16 protein-coding genes are annotated in these 18171 nt (G+C 62.4%); 1 reads left to right on the top strand and 15 read right to left on the bottom strand.

What is annotated here, in order from left to right:
* Nucleotides 1-64: 64 nt before the first annotated feature.
* Nucleotides 65-1282 (top strand): MFS transporter, encoded by a 1218-nt coding sequence (locus NKJ76_RS00245; protein WP_352536520.1) that lies wholly within the window; start codon nt 65-67, stop codon nt 1280-1282.
* A gap of 12 nt (nt 1283-1294) precedes the next feature.
* On the opposite strand, the gene NKJ76_RS00240 is transcribed toward NKJ76_RS00245, so the two are convergent.
* The 15 genes from NKJ76_RS00240 to NKJ76_RS00170 all read right to left on the bottom strand — a co-directional run bounded on the left by NKJ76_RS00240 (nt 1295) and on the right by NKJ76_RS00170 (nt 18068).
* Nucleotides 1295-2140, bottom strand: coding sequence for an EamA family transporter (locus tag NKJ76_RS00240; RefSeq protein ID WP_023701015.1), 846 nt, complete (start codon nt 2138-2140; stop codon nt 1295-1297).
* Nucleotides 2141-2147: 7 nt separating this feature from the next.
* Complete coding sequence (locus tag NKJ76_RS00235; protein WP_023740943.1) at nt 2148-3056, bottom strand: endonuclease/exonuclease/phosphatase family protein; 909 nt, start codon at nt 3054-3056, stop codon at nt 2148-2150.
* 88 nt (nt 3057-3144) lie between these two features.
* Entirely contained in the window at nt 3145-4698 is a 1554-nt protein-coding gene (locus NKJ76_RS00230) for a cation:proton antiporter (RefSeq protein ID WP_352536519.1), read from the bottom strand.
* A gap of 148 nt (nt 4699-4846) precedes the next feature.
* Complete coding sequence (locus NKJ76_RS00225; protein WP_352536518.1) at nt 4847-5911, bottom strand: ABC transporter ATP-binding protein; 1065 nt, start codon at nt 5909-5911, stop codon at nt 4847-4849.
* Between the two features lie 30 nt (nt 5912-5941).
* Nucleotides 5942-6733 carry an ABC transporter permease gene (locus NKJ76_RS00220; protein ID WP_023671171.1) on the bottom strand — a complete coding sequence of 264 codons (792 nt, stop codon included), beginning with the start codon at nt 6731-6733 and terminating at the stop codon, nt 5942-5944.
* Complete coding sequence (locus tag NKJ76_RS00215) at nt 6730-7644, bottom strand: ABC transporter permease (protein WP_352536517.1); 915 nt, start codon at nt 7642-7644, stop codon at nt 6730-6732. The genes NKJ76_RS00220 and NKJ76_RS00215 overlap by 4 nt, the downstream gene beginning before the upstream one ends.
* A gap of 63 nt (nt 7645-7707) precedes the next feature.
* Entirely contained in the window at nt 7708-8814 is a 1107-nt protein-coding gene (locus tag NKJ76_RS00210) for an ABC transporter substrate-binding protein (protein WP_023671169.1), read from the bottom strand.
* Nucleotides 8815-9053: 239 nt separating this feature from the next.
* A complete protein-coding gene (locus tag NKJ76_RS00205; protein ID WP_352536516.1) occupies nt 9054-10226 on the bottom strand; it encodes an iron-containing alcohol dehydrogenase in 1173 nt (390 codons plus the stop codon).
* A gap of 18 nt (nt 10227-10244) precedes the next feature.
* Nucleotides 10245-11630, bottom strand: coding sequence for an aldehyde dehydrogenase family protein (locus tag NKJ76_RS00200; RefSeq protein WP_352536515.1), 1386 nt, complete (start codon nt 11628-11630; stop codon nt 10245-10247).
* 13 nt (nt 11631-11643) lie between these two features.
* Nucleotides 11644-12063: a type II toxin-antitoxin system VapC family toxin gene (locus tag NKJ76_RS00195; protein ID WP_031253200.1), complete on the bottom strand. Its 420-nt coding sequence runs from the start codon at nt 12061-12063 to the stop codon at nt 11644-11646.
* A complete protein-coding gene (locus NKJ76_RS00190) occupies nt 12060-12515 on the bottom strand; it encodes a DUF7662 domain-containing protein (RefSeq protein ID WP_352536514.1) in 456 nt (151 codons plus the stop codon). The genes NKJ76_RS00195 and NKJ76_RS00190 overlap by 4 nt, the downstream gene beginning before the upstream one ends.
* A 90-nt stretch (nt 12516-12605) precedes the next feature.
* Nucleotides 12606-13976: a glutamine synthetase family protein gene (locus NKJ76_RS00185; RefSeq protein WP_023701008.1), complete on the bottom strand. Its 1371-nt coding sequence runs from the start codon at nt 13974-13976 to the stop codon at nt 12606-12608.
* Nucleotides 13977-14054: 78 nt separating this feature from the next.
* Nucleotides 14055-15611, bottom strand: a complete 1557-nt coding sequence (locus NKJ76_RS00180) for an amino acid permease (protein WP_023691841.1) — start codon at nt 15609-15611, stop codon at nt 14055-14057.
* A gap of 77 nt (nt 15612-15688) precedes the next feature.
* Nucleotides 15689-17233: an amino acid permease gene (locus NKJ76_RS00175; RefSeq protein ID WP_023740938.1), complete on the bottom strand. Its 1545-nt coding sequence runs from the start codon at nt 17231-17233 to the stop codon at nt 15689-15691.
* A 16-nt stretch (nt 17234-17249) separates the two neighbouring features.
* Nucleotides 17250-18068, bottom strand: a complete 819-nt coding sequence (locus NKJ76_RS00170; protein WP_352536513.1) for an N-formylglutamate amidohydrolase — start codon at nt 18066-18068, stop codon at nt 17250-17252.
* Between the last annotated feature and the right edge of the window lie 103 nt (nt 18069-18171).

The following is an 18171-nucleotide window of genomic DNA, read 5'->3' as shown; positions in this document are numbered from 1 at the left end:
ACGCCTGTTCTCTTTTGCGCCCCAAGGAACATATCGTTCCCCGGGGGCGTTTAGGAGGAACGTCGTGGCTCTCACCGCGCAGAAGAAGAAAACCGTCCTTGCCTCCTTCCTCGGCTGGACGCTCGACGCTTTTGATTTCTTCCTTCTGACGTTCCTGCTCACCGATATCGCAACCGAATCCAACACTGACGTCCCGGCAGTCTCCAAAGCGTTGTTCCTGACGCTGGCGACACGCTTCATCGGCGCCTTCTTCTTCGGCAGGCTGGCCGACAAATATGGCCGCAAGCCCATTCTGATGCTCAACATCGTAAGCTATTCGGTGATCGGCGCGCTGGCTGCCTTCTCGCCCAATCTCGGCATTTTCCTGGCGCTGCGCGCTCTGTTCGGCATCGCCATGGGCGGCGAATGGGGGCTGGGCAGTTCGCTCGCCATGGAGTCCATTCCGCCCAGTGCCCGCGGCATGGTCTCGGGCATCCTGCAATGCGGCTATCCCACCGGCTACCTTCTGGCGGCCGTGGTTTACGGCGTGCTTTACGAGCAGACGATCGGTGGTTACACGATCGGCTGGCGCGCCATGTTCCTGCTCTCCTTCCTGCCGGCACTGATCGTGCTCTTCATCCGCTCGCATGTGCCGGAATCGCCGGCCTTCGTCGAGGCGCAGAAGTCCGTCAGACCTGGCGTTCTTGAAACGCTGCGGAAGCACTGGGGCGTCGCCGTCTATGCGGTCGTGCTGATGATGTTCTTCAATTTCTTCAGCCACGGCACGCAGGACCTCTACCCGACCTTCCTCAAGAAGCAGCATGGCTTCGACCCGCACACGGTGAGTTGGATCACCATCGTCGCCAATATCGGCGCCATCGTCGGCGGGTTGGCGTTCGGCGCACTGTCGGAGAAGATCGGCCGCGTCAGCGCGATAACGCTCGCCTGCCTGATTGCCTTGCCCTCGATTCCGCTCTGGGCCTTCAGCTCGACACCGTTCATGCTGGCCATCGGCGCCTTCGTCATGCAGGTCGCGGTGCAGGGCGCCTGGGGCGTCATCCCGGTGCATCTTAACGAGCTGTCGCCCGGCGCCGTGCGGGCAACCTTGCCCGGCTTCATCTACCAGGCCGGCAATCTCGCGGCGTCCTATGGCGGTCCCTACCAGGCCGGCATCGCCGAGACGTCTGGAGGCAGCTATGGCTACGCGCTGGCGCTGTTTGCCGGCGTGGTCGCCGTCTGCATCATCGTCGTCATCCGCTTCAGTCCGGAACGGCGCGGACAGGTGATGACGGTGCTCGGCTGAAGTATCAGGCTCTCAGCCCAGTCTGAGGGCCACGACACCGGCGACGATGCTGAGCGCGGCGGCGCCGCGCCAGCCTGTCATCTTCTCGCCGAGCGCGAAAACCGAGATCATCATGGCAAACAGGATCGACGTCTCGCGCAACGACGCCACCGAGGCGATCGGCGCCTTGGTCATCGCCCACATGACGATCCAGTAGGCCGCGCCGCTAAGCACGCCGGTGAACAGGCCTGCCTTCCAGTCGCGCGCCAGCACGGGCAGCGCCTTGGGCCCGCGAAAGATGAGGCACAGCACCAGCGCCCACGTGGCATCGCAGATGAACAGCCATGCGGCATAGCTCGTTGCCGTTGCGGCCAGCCGCGCGCCGCTGCCGTCGGAGAGCGTGTAGCTGGATATGAAGATCGAAGTGCCGAGCGCAAAGCCGACCGCCCGCACATTGATCCGCTCCAGATGCGCGCCGCCGCGAAACGACATCACCAACGTGCCGGCCGACAGCAGCAGGATGCCGAGGATGGCGAAAGGCGCCGGCATCTCCTGCACCACGACAACGCCGCCGAGGGCGGTCAAAAGCGGCGCCGTGCCGCGCGCCAGCGGATAGGTTTGGGCGAAATCGCCGGCCTTGTAGGCGCCGATCAGGAAAGTCCGGTAGCCCATGTGGAAAATCACCGAGGCGATGATGAAAGGCCACACTTCGGCCTTCGGAAACTCGACGAAGGGCAGCACGAAAAGCGCGGCAAACCCCATGCCCAGTGTCATCAGCGTGATCGACAGGAAGCGATCGAGATGGACCTTGACCAGCGCGTTCCAGATCGCGTGCATGGCGGCGGCGGCAAGCACCGCGAAGAAGACGAAAAGCGTCATCGAGGGCTCACCGATCTCCCGAGCTCAAAGGCGTTTCGAGATCGATATCGATCCGGACCGGAAAATGGTCTGAAGCGATCTCGCCTATATCGGCACTGACCGAGCGCACACGGTCGGCGAACATACCGCCGACGAAGCAATGGTCGAGCCGGCGTTTTGCCACTTTCCCGTCGATAGTTTTCACATGGGTGTGGTAATCGGCAGCCGGCTCGCTAGCGACGGCAGCGGCATCAACAAAGCCGTCGAGATAGGCCGCCCCGCGATGATAGGGCGTGCTGCCGACGATGCGGCTGTATTCGGCGCTGCCAGGCTCCATGTTGAAATCGCCCATCCAGATCGCCGCCGTCGGGTTCTCCGGCTCGGCCTCGCCGCTGGTCCAGTTGCGCGAAGGCTCATCGTCCGCGCCGCTCCACGGGCCGCCCTCGGACGGCGCGCGGCGATGCTCGGCCAAGAGATAGTCGATCTGCTCCAGACGCTCCTCCGCCGCGATATGGGCGAGATGCAGCGACAGGACCCTTACCGGTCCGGCCGGCGTGCGGATCATGCATTCGAGCGCGGCGTTACGCGTGTTGAGCGGCCGCAGCGTGCGGCGCATGGGCAGCGCGTGCAGCCGCGACCAGGCGATCGGCAGCTTCGACAGCAGCATGGTGCCGAACTGGCGGCGGCGGTTGACGACCCGGCCGTCGCGCTGCTCACTGGCGTCCATGTCGAAGGCCGGGCCATAGACCCAGTAATAGCTAGGCAGCAGCTTGGACAGGACCTCCGGCTGGTCGTCCTCATTGGTGCGCTGCCAATGCCGCTCGACCTCCTGCAGCGCGATGATATCGGCGCCGTCGACCAGCTTGGTGCAGCGCGAAAGATCGTAACGGCCATCGCCGCCGAACCCGTACTGGATGTTGTAGCTGACCAGCTTCATTGCTTATCCGGCTCAATTTCGCTTTGGCAGTAGCGGTTCGGCAGACGGGTTGCAATGTACCGGCACGACGGCGGAACTGGGCCAGCGTCTATGATGTGGTCAGCGGCTGGAACCGGCCCGCCGGCGATGCCGCCAGTTCGGCCCAGTCGATCTCTTCCTCCAGCCGGTGGTAGGCTTCGTCGCCGATCGTGCCGTTGCTGCGCAACTCCTCGAGCGTGTCGCGCTGGCGGTTGATGGCATAGAGGCGCAGCCGGTCGTATTCGGTCGCGGCCTGAGCGTCCTCCGGGTTTTCCGCAATCAGGCGCTGCGCTTCATACTGTTCGCGCACGACGGCGGCGGCCGCAGATGTCTTGCGGCTCAGCACGTCCAGTGCTGCCTGCATGATGGCGACGCGCGCCTGCGCCACCTCATTGTCGACGGTTCTATCGGGGTCGAAGTTGATCCAGCGCAGCAGCGGCTTCAGCGTCATGCCTTGCAGCACCAGCGTGCCCAGCACCACCGCGAAGGCGGCAAGCACGATCGGGTCGCGGCCGGGAAAATCGGCCGGCAGCGCAATGGCCACCACCAGCGTCACCAACCCACGCATGCCGCACCAGCCGACAATGACGGCGCCGCCGAACGTCGGCAATTCCCGCCTTGCCTCTTGGCTGCCGAAGCGGGCAAGCCACCGGATGATCGCGACGTAACTCGCCACCCAGACAAGGCGCGCGACGATAACGACGACCAGCACCGTTGCGGCGAAAAGGAATGCTTCGCCTTGCCCGTCGCCGGCCAGCCTGCCAACGATCGTGCGTGCCTGCAGGCCCATCAGCACGAAAGCCAGCACGTTGAGCACGAACACCGCCGACTCCCAGACCGAATAGGTGCTGACGCGGCGTCTCGCCGACGACTGGCGCGGCGCCCTGCGCGCAATGGTTATGGCATAGACGACGATGGTGATGATGGCGGAAAGGCCGAGCCTGTCGGCGATGATCCACACGGCGAAGGTTCCGGCAAACTGCACCACCGTGCTGCTCGCCGCATCCTCGATGCGGCCGAGCGCCAGCAGCGAGACGCGGCCAAACAGATAGCCCGCGATCACACTGCCGATCGTTGCCAGCAGGATCACCGGAACGGCGTTGCTGAGCATGATCGTGCCAAGCGCGGCCGAAACCGCCAGCCGGTAGATCAGCAGCGCCGTGGCATCGTTGAGCAGGCTCTCGCCCTGCAGGATGGCGGTGATGCGGTGCGGTACCTTGAACTGGCTGAGCACGGCGGATGCGGCCACCGCATCCGGCGGCGCGACGATGGCGCCAAGCGCGATTGCCGCCGCGATCGGCAGGCCGGCCATCTTCCAGCCGACCAAGGCAACCACCACGGTGGTGAAGACCACGGCGCCCAGCGCGAGCAACGCGAGCGACAGCCGGTAGCGCTTGAGGTCGCGCAGCGACGTGTCATAGGCGGCGTCGAGAAGCACCGGCGCGATGAACAGGGCAAGCGCCAGCTCCGGATCGATCTCGATCGTCGGCGCACCGGGTACGAAGGCAATCGCGACGCCGGCCAGAGCCAGCAGGGACGGATAGGGAATTTCCAGCCGCCGCGACAGCGCCGTCAGCGCGACGGCAGCCAGAAGCAGGATGAGGGTAAGTTCGAATAGCGCCATGGCCCATCGTAGCGGCGAAGCGGCATCATGGGCAGTGGCTGGATGGCAAGATGCTGTTGATTATCCAGCACTCGGGGTCCGGCAATGATACGGCCGTTCATCGCGCCAGCTCGAATCGACCGCCTCGGTCGCGCCAAAATGCTGCTTGCTAGTGCAGCACCAGCATATCGCTTGATGAGAACGATATGTCGGCCTTCTCGCCGACCGCGGGCGGTGGCGTTGCCGGGCTGTTGAAGGTGTCGAGCGACACTGTGTTGCCGCCGATGCCGACGCGAACGCGAATGACTGAGCCGAGGAAGTGCACTTCGGAGATTTCGCCCGACAGGCTTGAATCGCGCCCGGGTTGGCGTCCGAGCGAAATCGCCTCCGGTCGCAGCGCCAGCGACAGCGTGTCACCGGACTTCGAGCCGTTGAGCTTGCCCATTAGCGAGACTTCCTGCGTGTTGACGCGCACCTTGCCGGACGCGGCATCGGTGACAGTGCCTTCGAGCACGTTCAGCGTGCCGACGAAATTGGCGACGAACTTGGTCGCCGGCCGGTTGTAGATCTCGAACGGGGTGCCGACCTGCTCGGCCTTGCCGCCATACATCACCGCGATGCGGTCCGAGATCGACAGCGCCTCTTCCTGGTCATGTGTGACGAAGATGGTAGTGATGCCGAGCTTCTTCTGGATCGAGCGGATTTCCTCGCGCAGCGAGACGCGCACCTTGGCGTCGAGCGCCGACAGCGGCTCGTCGAGCAAAAGCAGCTTCGGCTTCGGCGCGATGGCGCGGGCCAGCGCGATGCGCTGTTGCTGGCCGCCGGAGAGCTGGTAGGGATAGCGGGCGGCCATCTGCGGCAGCTTGATGATGTCGAGCATCTCGGCGACCCGGGAATCGATCTCTGCCCTTGCCATGCCGGCGACCTTCAGGCCGAAGCCGATATTTTGCGCCACGGTCAGGTTCGGGAACAGCGCGTAAGCCTGGAACACCATACCGACATTGCGCTGGTTGGGCTTCAGCCTCGTGATGTCCTTGCCTGCGACGACGATCTTGCCCGCCGACGGCTCTTCGAAACCGGCGACCATGCGCAGCACGGTGGTCTTGCCGCAACCCGATGGCCCAAGGAAGGAAACGAACTCGCCCGGCTCGACATCAAGATTGAAATCTTCGACCACGGTGGTGGCGCCGAAGGATTTTCGCACATGCTGGATGGAGAGGAATGGTTCGGCCATGGCTTTTTCTTTCGATCAGTACTTTGTCGATCAGTTCGGGCGGTTCGCCGATCTCGGCGCGAAACGGGACAGGATCTGGATCAGCGACATACAGCCCCAGGTGATGGCGAAGGCGATGATGGCAAGCGCCGCCGGCTCATAGGCGCGGTTGGCGCCAACGTTTTGCAGATAGGGACCGAAGGCGGGCCGGTTGAGCAAGCTGGCCATGGTGAATTCGCCAATGACGATGGCGAAGGTAAGGAAGGCGCCCGACAGCACGGCGATCAGCACATTGGGCAGGATCACACGACCAATGATCGTGCCCCAACCGGCGCCAAGGATCTGCGCCGCTTCGGTCAGCGTCCTGACGTCGATGGTGCGCAGTCCGGTATCGACCGCGCGATACATGTAGGGCAGCGCCAGCATTGCATAGCCGATGACCAGCAAGGCATTTGTGCCCATGTCGGTCGCCAGGAACGGCAGCGGCGAATTCGAACCGTACATCCTGATATAGCCGAAGACGATGACGATGGCGGGAATGACCAGCGGCAGCAGCGTGATGAACTCTACGATCGGCCGCAGTTGCGGCAGGCGCAGTCGAATCCAGTAGGCGGCGGGCACCACGATCAACACGCCCAGAATGATGGTGAAGATGGCGGCAAGCACTGAGTAGCCAAAGGTCGCCTGAAAACGAGGGTCGCCAAGCACGATCTGATAGGCGTCGAAGGAATAAGCGCCGCGCCGCATGCGCAAGGAAAATTCCACCGTCGCGATCAGCGGAATGAAGAAATAGGCCGCGCCCAGCCCGAAGACGACCCAGGCCCAGAATTTTCCGGACTTCATTTCAGCCACCTCTCCGAGCGCGTCCGGAACCAGATGTAGAAGACATTGGCCAGCCCGGTGATGACGATCATACCGAAGGCGATCGCATAGCCGAGATGGGCATTGTGCAGCACGTCACCGCGGATCTGCGCATAGAGCAGGATCGGCACGATGTTGAGGGAGGAGCCGGTCAGCGCATAAGCGGTGGCGATCGCGCCGAAGGCATTGGCAAAGAGCAGGATGACCGTGCCGAGGAAGCTTGGCCAGATCACCGGGATCACCACCATGCGCCAGTATTGCGCCTGGGTGGCGCCGAGCGTCGCGGCGGCCTCGCCCCATTCCTTCTTCAAACCGTCGATCGCCGGCGTGATGATGACCACCATCAGCGGGATCTGGAAATAGACATAGGTCAGCGTCAGGCCCCAGAACGACAGGATGTTGAAGCCGTGTGCGTAGATGTTGAGGCCGAACACCGTGTTCAGAAGCACCGTCGCGAGACCGAGCCGTCCCAGTGTCGCGAGGAAGGCGAAGGCCAGCGGTACGCCGGCGAAATTGGAAGCAACGCCGGAAAAGGTTAGCGTTGCCGAGCGTATCCACTCCGGCAGGCCGCCGCGCACGATCGCGATGGCGATCGCAAGCCCGGCCAAGGCGCCGATCAGCGCCGAGGAAAGGCTGACCTTGAGCGAGATCCAGTAGGCGGCGACAATCGATGGCTGCGCCAGTGCTGCTATGTTTTCGAACGTGAATTCGCCGGCATCGTTCTGGAATGCACCCAGCATCAGATAGAGCGTGGGTAGGATCAGGAACATGATGGCGAAGATGAAGAATGGCGCAACGCCGAGCCATTGCGTCGGCAGTCGCATTGCACGCGCCTGGCTGGGGGGCGCGGTCTTCCCGGCAACTGCGTGATCGGAAAGCGAGATATCTGTCATGCGGCGGCTACCGTCTCCGAGGAACACCGGGCGGCCGCGAGGCCGCCCGGTTGGTTTCAAGCCTTACTTGACGTTGGCGCCGACGACGGCATCCCAGTTCTTGGTGACGGCTTCCTTTGCCTTGCCCTGCTCGTCCAGCGTCGGGAACACCGCGGCAGCGTAAGCCTCGGCCGGCGGCAGCTTGGCCATCACGTCGGCCGGGAGCTTGCCGTTCTTGGCAAGATCGTTGAAGCGGATCGGGTGGCAATAGCCCTTCAGCCAGCCGATCTGGCCTTCGTCGGAGTAGAGATACTCAAGCCAGAGCTTGGCAGCGTTCGGATGCGGTGCGAAAGCACTGATCGCCTGCACATAGACGCCGGCAACGACACCGGTCTTGGGCACGACGACGTCGACGGGCGGATTGCCCTTCAGCGTGTCGCGACCGGCAAGTGCATTGTAATCCCAGGTCACCAGGATCGGCGTCTGGCCTTGTGCCAGGGTCGCCGGTTTGCCGATGACCGGCACGAAATTGCCGGCGGCGTTAAGCTTCTTGAAGAAGTCGAGACCAGCAGTGCCAGCAGCTTCGCCGGCAGCCGCACCACCGGAAATGCCGGCCGCGTAGACGGCCTGGATGGCCTGGTTCGAGGCGCGCGGGTCGCCGGCAAGCGCCACGGTGTTGGCGAATTCCGGCTTCAGCAGGTCAGCCCAGTCAGCAGGCGCTTCCTTGACGAGGTCCTTGTTCACCAGGAAGGATAGCACGCCATAGTAGTCGCCGGTCCAGTAACCATCGGCATCCTTGGCGCTGTCGGGGATCGAGTCCCAGGTCGACACTTTGTAGGGCTGGATCAGGCCGTCAGCCTTGGCGGTCGGGCCGAAGGACAGGCCAACGTCGATGACGTCGGGCGCCTGCGGGCCCTTGTTGTCCTTGTTGGCCTTGATCGCCTCGACCTCGTCGCCGGAGCCGGCATCGGGGTTGAGTTCGTTGATGGTGATCTCAGGATACTTTGCCTTGAAGCCGTCGATGACGGCGCCGTAGCCGCACCAGTCATGCGGCAGCGCGATGGTGGTGAGCTGGCCTTCCTTCTTCGCAGCGGCAACCAGTTCATCCATGGACTGGGCCGACGAGATAGCAGAGGTCGCCATGAGGGCGACGGCCGAAAGGGAAAGCACTTTCCCTGTGAACTTGAACATGTGTTCTCTCCGTTGAACTGGCGTCCTGGACGCCTGCGATGCGGTATCGGTTTCATATGACAGCCAGATGAAAGCTTTTTGAAACTGGCCCCCGGCGGTACGAAAAGTTAACTCTTTTTAACCGGCTGTAGCAATTAGCCTCGACTTAATTTCCCGGCTAATGGTTTATTGGCTTGCTTTTTGCCCCCTTGCCCTTCCTTTCCCTTCGTTTTTAGATCACGTCCGGCGCAGAAACCGCCTCAGACAGTGCCGGCGATAGTGTTCTCGAGCAGCGTCAGCGCCGCCTTTTTGGTCAGCCTGACCGGGTTGCCGCCGGCGGTCGGATCGACCACCGCCATGTCGGCGATCAGCCCTTTGCGCTTCTTGTCCATGTCGAGCCCCTTGATCAGATCGGGCAGCGCATGCGGCACCTTCAATTCCTTGCGCAGCTTGATGATCGCTTTGGCAAAGCCGTCGAAGCCACCCTTGATGCCGCAATAGGCAGCGAGCCGGGCAATCCGCTCCTCGATGGAGTCGCGATTGAAGGCCAAGACATAGGGCATGAACACCGCATTCGTCATGCCGTGATGGGTGTCGTAGAGCGCGCCGATCGGATGCGACAGCGAGTGGATGGCGCCAAGACCCTTCTGGAAGGCGGCAGCACCCATGGCGGCCGCACTCATCATGTGGGCGCGCGCGACAAGGTCCTTGCCTTTGGCGTAGGCCCTGGGCAGGTTCTCGAACACCAGGCGCACACCTTCCACCGCAATGCCGTCGGCCATCGGATGGTAGCCCGGCGCGCAATAGGCTTCGAGGCAATGTGCCAGCGCATCCATGCCGGTGCCGGCGGTGATGAAGCCGGGCATGCCGACCGACAGTTCCGGATCGGCAATGACGATTGCCGGCAAAAGCTTCGGATGGAAGATGACCTTCTTGGTGTGCGTCGCCTCATTGGTGATGACGCCGGCACGCCCGACTTCCGAGCCTGTGCCGGCAGTGGTCGGCACGGCGATGATCGGCGCGATGGCATCCGAATTGGCGCGCGTCCACCAGTCGCCGACATCCTCAAAGTCCCAGATCGGTCGCGTCTGGCCGGCCTGGAACGCGATCAGCTTGCCGAGATCGAGCGCTGAACCGCCGCCGAAGGCGATGACGCCGTCATGCTTGCCCTTCTTGAACACGGCGATGCCGGCGGTGAGGTTGGAATCGACCGGGTTCGGCTTCACCTCGGAGAACACGCCATAGGATACCTTGGCGTCGTCGAGGATTTTCAGCGTCGAAGCGACGACCGGCAGTTTCGCCAACCCCGGATCGGTGACGAATAGCGGCCGCTTAATGCCGGTGGCAGCGAGCACCTCAGGCAGTTCCTTGATGCGCCCCGCGCCGAAGCGGACGGTGGTCGGGTAGTTCCATTTGGAGATCAGCTTGGACATGTCTTGTCTTTCAAAAAATCAGATGGCTTCGCGCAGATGGAAGGATTTCGGCCGGGTCAGATTGTCGTAGCCGAGCGCCGAAAGGGCGACGCCTTTGCCGGTGTCCTTGACGCCGGTCCAGACCAGCGCCGGATCGAGGTAGTCGCAGCGGTTCATGAACACGGTGCCGGTCTCGACGCGGTCGCCGATCGCCACCGCATGCTCGATATCGTCGGTCCAGATCGAAGCGGTCAGCCCGTAGGGGCTGTCGTTCATCAGCGCGATCGCCTCCTCGTCGTTGCGCACCTTCATGATGCCGACGATCGGGCCAAAACTTTCCTCGCGCATGACGCTCATCTGGTGGTCGACGCCGGTCAGCACTTCCGGCGCCAGATAGGGCGAGCCGGCCTTGTCGTTAGCCACCTTCATATTGATGTGTGCGATTGCACCCTTGCGCAGCGCCTCGGCCTTCTGCTCGCGGATCAGGTCGGCAAAGCGCGCCTGCGCCATCGGCCCCATTGTCGTCGCCTGTTCCAGCGGATTGCCGACGGCATAATTCTTCGTCTCGGCGATGAAACCTTCGACGAACTGGTCGTAGACCTTCTCATGCACATAGACGCGCTCGATGCCGCAGCAGCACTGGCCGGAATTGTAGAAGGCGCCGTCGACCAGATTGGCCACCGCATGGTCGAGCTTGGCGTCGGGCAGCACATAGGCCGGATCCTTGCCGCCGAGTTCGAGCCCGAGCGTCATGAAGGTGCCGGCCGCCGCCCTCTCGATGGCGCGGCCGCCGCCGACCGAACCGGTGAAATTGACATGGTCGATCTTGCCCGAGCCGAGCAGCTTCTCGGTCTGGGCATGGTTCAGCACGACATTCTGGAACACGCCCTTGGGCAGCCCAACCTTGTCGAACGCCTGCTGGAACCGTTCGCCAACCAGCAGCGTCTGCGCCGCATGTTTGAGGATAACGGTATTGCCGGCCATCAGTGCCGGCACGATGGTGTTGACGGCGGTCAGATAGGGATAGTTCCACGGCGCGATCACCATGACGACGCCGAGCGGATCCTTCTTCACATAGCGTCGGAAGCCGTCCTTCGGGTTGGATGCCGGCACGGATTTCAGCGCGGCTTCAGCGATCTCGACCATGTAATTGGTGCGTTCCCTGACGCCGCCGAACTCGCCGCCATAGCGCACCGGTCGCCCCATCTGCCAGGCGATCTCCGGCACGATCTCGTCGGTCATCGCGACCAGCGCTTCGAGCATCGCCAGCATAAATTTGCCGCGCTCGACGATCGGCGTCAGCGCCCACTTCTCCTGCGCCGCCTTGGCGCGCTCGACCGCGGCATTGATCGCCTGGTCGGTCGCGATCGGCCGCTCGGCGTAAATCGAACCATCGATGGGCGATTTGAGTTTTACGGTTTCCAATGGATACTCCAAGTTAGCAGGCTAGGGTGCGCAGATGGCCATTGCGGCCATAGCGAAGGATGGGCTCGTCACGCGTCACCAGAACCATGTCCAACGCTCTCGCACTTGCCATCAGTATCCGATCCGTGGGATCACCATGAGGCGGACCGGGCAGGTTGGATGACGCAATCAGAATGGCTGGTGAGATAGCGCTGAGCTTTGCCGACATTCGCTCGATGAATCGCTCCACGAAGTCGAGTGGCGCCAATGGCAGATTGAGCCGGCCCTTGGCTACGCCAATTCCGATCTCCCATGCCGACATCGGCGAAAGATACAGACGGCCGTCATAGGCCGCTTCCGAAATCTCCCGGCTTGCGTGCGGATCGATCAGACTATCGTTGGCGACAAAGATCATCGCACATGTATCCAGAAGCAGGTTTGGCCCTTCGCTCATTTACGCACCGCAAGTTTGCCGTGACGCGCGTCAGCCTCACCGCCCAGATAGCCCCCGTCCCATGGCTCGTCATCGAAAGGTTTGGTGATATCAAATCCGGCTTCGATTGTTATCAGGCCCTTCATGAAACCAAAACCGGGGTGGCGATCCGCGCGCGCCTCCTTTGGCGCGGCAGGCACGCTACCACTGGGCGGCGCCGAAATGGGTACTTTGCGAACGCGGCGAAATACCAGTTTCCCACTCCCTATATTGACGGATTCGGTCTCGAACCCAGCCTCAAGCCACTCCCTTGTCATGGGATTGTTGCTCGGATTGTTGCTCCACCATGCAGGGTATTGCTTCGATGCGGGCAGCGGCAGATTGAGCACTCTCTCGATTTCGGCGAATGACATCGGAATGCGATCGACATTTTGGGCAATGAGAAAGTCCTTGAGCGGCGCATATTTGGACATTGCAAACTCCTCAATGTAGCGCACTGCACTTTACAGGTACCATATGGTACTAACTTCACTACATTGTCAACATTAAAGCTGTATAAAGTTTTAATACCGCTCGAACCCCCTGTGCAGTTCCCAATCCGTAATGCGGCGGTCGTATTCGAACTGCTCCCACTTTGCGGTGTGGACATAATGTTCGAGCACATCGTCGCCGAGCGCCTGCTTCAGCATCTTCGACTTGGCCAGCGTCTCGGTGGCGTCGCGCAACGTCTTCGGGATCTCCGGCAGGCGCGAGGCCTGGTAGGCATCGCCGACGAACGGCTTCTGCAGTTCGAGCTTCTCGTCGATGCCGGCAAGGCCGGCGGCGATCAGCGCCGCGAAAGCGAGATAGGGGTTCAGGTCGGCGCCGCCGATGCGGCATTCCATGCGGATGCCCTTGGTGCCCTCACCGCACAGGCGGAAGCCGGCGGTGCGGTTGTCCTCGCTCCACATGATCTTGGTCGGTGCGAAGGTGCCGGCCTGGAAGCGCTTGTAGGAGTTGATGTAGGGCGCCAGGAACCAGGTAAACTCCCTGGCATATTTCAGTTGCCCAGCCGCCCATTGCTGGCCAAGCGTGGACAAAGTCCAGTCCGCCTTCTTGTCGAAGAACAATGGCGTCTTGCCATCGGCGCTCCACAGCGAATTGTGGATGTGGCTGGAATTACCGGCGAGCCCGTAATTGTATTTCGACATGAAGGAAATCGACTTGCCTTCGGACTCGGCAATCTCCTTGGCGCCGTTCTTCAGGATGACGTGGCGGTCCGCCATGTCGAGCGCCTCGGCATAGCGCACATTGATCTCTTCCTGCCCCGGGCCCCATTCGCCCTTGGAGTTTTCGATCGGAATGCCCGCCGCTTCCATCTCGTTGCGAAGCCGGCGCATGACGCCTTCTTCCTTGGTGGTGATGCCGATCTGGTAGTCGCCGATATAGGGCGACGCGGTGTCGAGCCCCTGCCAGTGCTTCTTGCGGGCGGAATCGTAGGTCTCGTTGAACAGGTAGAATTCGAGCTCGGAGGCGAAGTAGCCGATATAGCCGCGTTCGGTGAGCCGCTTGACCTGCTTTTTCAGCATCGCGCGCGGCGAATGCGGAAGGTCGTCATGGGTGTGGTGGTCGAGCACGTCGCAGATCACCAGCGCGGTCTTTTCCAGCCACGGAATCCGCCGCAGCGTCGCAAGGTCCGGCTTCATGACGAAGTCGCCATAGCCCTTCGACCAGCTTGCCGCCTTGTAGCCCGGCACCGGCTCCATATCGATGTCGGCGGCGAGCAGATAGTTGCAGCCATGCGTCTCGTCATGAGCAGAATCCACAAAGTACTGCGCCAGGAAACGCTTTCCCGCGAGCCGCCCCTGCATGTCGACGATGCAGGCCAGCACCGTGTCGATCTCGCCACTGGAGACCGCTTTCTTCAACTGATCGAACGAGAAATTTCCGGCCATTCCTTTGGCACTCCAGTGCTTGGTCGTTGAGGACGAACCATAGCCGGCTGCCCGCCGGCCATGGCCATGATCGTGACGTCAGTGGCCGGTTTCGCCGACAGCTTGTTCGGCAGCCTTGATCGCTGCCTGACGCGCCGCGATGATGTCGCCCAGCGGCGGGCCCTGGAAGCGATTGCGCTCGAAGGCGAACCAGACAATCGCCGTCAGGATGAAGAAGCCGACGGTGATGTACAGCGCCCAGTCGTTCGGCGGCTGGATGCCGATGATGAAGATCAGGATCATCGACACTATGGAAAGGACCCCGAACAGCATGAAGATGCCACGGCCCAGGTTCCACGGTCCCATCTTGTCCCACTTCGGCGTGCCCCAGGCCACCATGCCGAGCACGATCGGCACGGTGAAGGACAGGAACAGGAAGATGACGGTGCACGAGACGACGATGGTGTAGGCCGAAGTGCCGGCGACCGAAACCAGCGTCGAACCCCAAACGAACAGCACCGACAGGACCGACGCCGTCCAGATGGCCGCCACTGGCGTGCGATAGGTCGGGCTGACCTTGGCCAGTGCCGACGAGCCCGGCAGGCCGCCGTCACGCGAGAAGGCAAAGATCATGCGCGAAGCCGAGGTGACGGTTGCGAGGCCGCACAACAGCTGGGCGATGAACACGACGAGGTAGACGAACTCCTTGAGGCCGGGACTGACGCGCTGGTCGAAGGCCCAGAAGAACACGTTCCAACCCTGCTTGGCGGCGTCGTCCATGTTGGGGATCATCAGCACGAAGGCGGCCAGGAACAAATAGCCGAAGACCGCCGACCAGATAACCGACATCACCATCGCACGCGGCACCGATGAGGCCGCCTTGATGGTTTCCTCGGAAGTGTGTGCCGAAGCATCGTAGCCGGTGATGGTGTAGATCGGCAGCAAGAGGCCGAGAGCGAACACCCAGGCGTTCGAGACGGACGGCCAGACGCTGGCGCCGGCCTCACCCGAGTAGTTGTGGAAGGTGAAGAGCCGGCTGAAATCCCAGGTCTCGGCAGAGAACAGGCAGACGACCGCAATCAGGATCGAGCCGAAGAAGATCAGGTAGCCCGAAAAGTCGGTCAACTTCGCCGTCAGCTTGATGCCGAGATGGTTGATCAGCGCTTGGGCGCCGGTGATGATGACCAGGAAGATCATCTGATTGGTCAGCGTACCCTCGATGCCGAGCGTCGGCCCGAAGGCGCCGATGAAGAACGTCCAGGTGCCGACATTGATGGCGCCGAGCACGGTGATCAGGCCGAGCAGGTTGAGCCAGGCCGTCACCCAGCCGGTGCCGCGATTGCCGAGGATCGAACCCCAGTGATAGAGGCCGCCGGCCGTCGGATAGGCCGAGCTGATCTGCGACATGGCGACCGCGAAGGTGAGCGAAACGAAGCAGCCGACCAGCCAGCCGATGCCGATACCGATACCGCCGGCGCCCGACGTTGCCTGCGCTAGCGAATTGATGCCGCCCGACAGGATGCAGATGATGGAGAAGGAAACGGCGAAGTTGGAGAAGCGGCTTAGCCGCCGCTCAAGTTCCTGGGCGTAGCCCATGGAATGGAGGTGCTTTACGTCTTCCGCCTTGTCTGTGTCTGAATAACCCGGTGCTGCCATTGTAGTCCCCTTTTGCGTTCTTAGCTGGCCGGCCCTGCCCCGGCGGCTTGCGCCGGCCGGAGCATCTAGTCTTGCTGTTAGCCTGCCGTCTGGCCGACGGCTGCTTCCGCGGCCGCGATCTCCGAAGCGCGGCGAGCAATGTCGGCGCCGATCGGCGGGCCCTTGAAGCGGCGCGATTCGATACCGAACCACAGAACCACGAGCAGAACGATCAGGCCGATGGCATAGTTGATCAGGATGTCGAAGGGCGGCTGGATGCCGGCATACATCAGCACCAGAACGCCAAGCACCGTGATGACGGCGAACGGCTTGGACCAGATGCCAAGGCGGAACGGGCCGAATTCGGTCCAACTCTTGCCCTCGGCAAGCAGGCCTGCGGCCACCGGCATGGCGTAGGACACGTAGAGGAACAATGCACAGCCGGCCGCCAGTGCGGCGAAAGCCGGCGAGTACAATGTCGCTGCGACAGCGAGCACCGCTCCGAGCCAGATCGCCGCCACCGGCGTACGCCATGTCGGGCTGACGGTTTTCCACACCGACGAACCGGGCAGGCCGCCGTCACGCGCGAAGGCAAAGATCATGCGCGAGGTCGACGTCAGTCCGGCGAGCGCGCAGATGAAATTCGCCAGCACGATTGCGATGGCAATCATGCTCTTCAGCAGGAATGGTGCCGGCAGATTGTTGAAGAGATTGAACCAGGCATTGGCGCCATCCTTGGCCGTCGCTGCCAGATCGGGGCTGGCCAGTACGAACGAAACGGCCATGACGAAGCCGAACACCAGCGACCACAGAACCGAATGGATCATGCCGCGCGGCACCGCCACGCGGGCATTGTGGGTCTCTTCGGACGTGTGGGCCGAAGCGTCGAAGCCGGTGATGGTGTAGAGTGGGTAGAGCAGGCCGATCAGGAAGGCGACGAGTGCCGTCCGTGCGGTCGGAACGTAGCCTGCGCCTGGATCACCGGTGTTGTTGACGAAGGTGGTGAGCCGCGAGAAATCCCAGCTTGCGCCCCAGATCAGGAACATCGCGGTCAACACGACGGCGACGACCAGAATGAGGTAGCCCGAGAAATCCGTCAGCATGGTGGTGAGCCTGATACCGAAATGATTGATCAGCGCCTGCGCGACCGTGATGATCACAACGCCGATCACCTGCTCCTGATAGCCCCACGCGGAGACGTCGTTACCGAACACGCCGGACCAGACAAGGTCCTTGAACAGCGCGTAGACGCCGACATTGACCGAGGCGACGACGAAGACCAGGCCGAGCAAGTTGATCCAGGCCGTGGCCCAGCCCCAGCCGCGCCCGCCGAGAATTGACGACCAGTGGTAGAGACCGCCGGCCGTCGGATAGGCCGAGCCGATCTGGCCAAGGGACGCGGCAACGACAAGTGCAAAGACGCCGCCGATGACCCAGCCGACAGTCGCCTCGAAGCCGCTGCCGGTCGCCATGGCCAGCGGGAAGGACGTGATGCCGCCCGCCAGAATGCAAATGATCGAAAAGGAAATAGCGAAGTTCGAGAAGCCGCTCATGCGGCGAGCCAACTCCTGGGCATAGCCCATGCTATGGAGGGTTTTTACATCCTCCGATCTTTCAGCGTCTGATTTGTCCGGTCCTGCCATTTTCGTCCCCTGTTTTCTAGCTGGCCGATTGAACTGACTTTCCCATTGCTTGTCGCCGGGAACCCTTGGCCTCCTCAGGTTCCAGGTCAGAAAAAATGCCTGTGAGCAGATCCGCCCATTTCCGCTGCCCGGTCTCGCCGGAAATCTCGTCGTTGCGGATTTCGATCATTGCGCAGGCAAGGCCGCGCGAGCGTGCATGGCGCTCCAAAGTGAAATAGACGCGGTCGGCCGGCGAATAGGGCTCGTTGATGCCGACAGTGACGCCGGAGAGCCGCTGCAGCGCCGCTAACAGTGGCGACGCCAGCCGGCGGTCGTCATCATGGATGATGCCGATATGCCAGGGCCGGTTCTTGCCCTTGTAGACCGGGGTGAAGGAATGCACCGACACCAGCCGGGTCTCCTGCCCACGCGCCTGCCGGTCGTCGATGATCGATGCGATCGTGTCGTGGAACGGCCGCCACGACAAAGCGATGCGCTCGGCGCGCTCACTGTCCGACAGGCCGGCATTGCCCGGAATGGCCGTCGTCTCGCTGACCGGCGGCACCAGGTCCGGTGCGTCGAGCGGACGGTTGCAGTCGATGATCAGGCGCGAGATGCGGGTTTCGATGAGCGTCGCATCGAGGGCGGTCGCGATGCGGCGGGCCACCGGCAGCGCGCCGGGGTCCCAGGCGATGTGGCGGGAGAGGTCCTCGGCCGGCAGGCCAAGCGTGCCGAATTCGGACGGCAGGAAGTTGGAAGCGTGGTCGCAGGTCAGCACGAAAGGGCTGGACCCGCCGGGGTTCGTCACCCCTACGGTATCAGACGATGCAAGGCTGGCGGGCCGTGCTCTCTCCATAGTCTGCCGTCCCCTGGGGAGCGCTGTATCTTATGTTACGTATTTTGCCTCATTGCGTCCCTGTGGATGATTTCATACAGTTTGTCCGGCTTTGTCAAATGCG

Source organism: Mesorhizobium sp. M0029 (assembly GCF_040323735.1).
Classification (GTDB): Bacteria; Pseudomonadota; Alphaproteobacteria; order Rhizobiales; family Rhizobiaceae; genus Mesorhizobium.
Note: the sequence above shows the minus strand (reverse complement) of the source record. Positions and strands in the feature narration are given on the sequence as shown.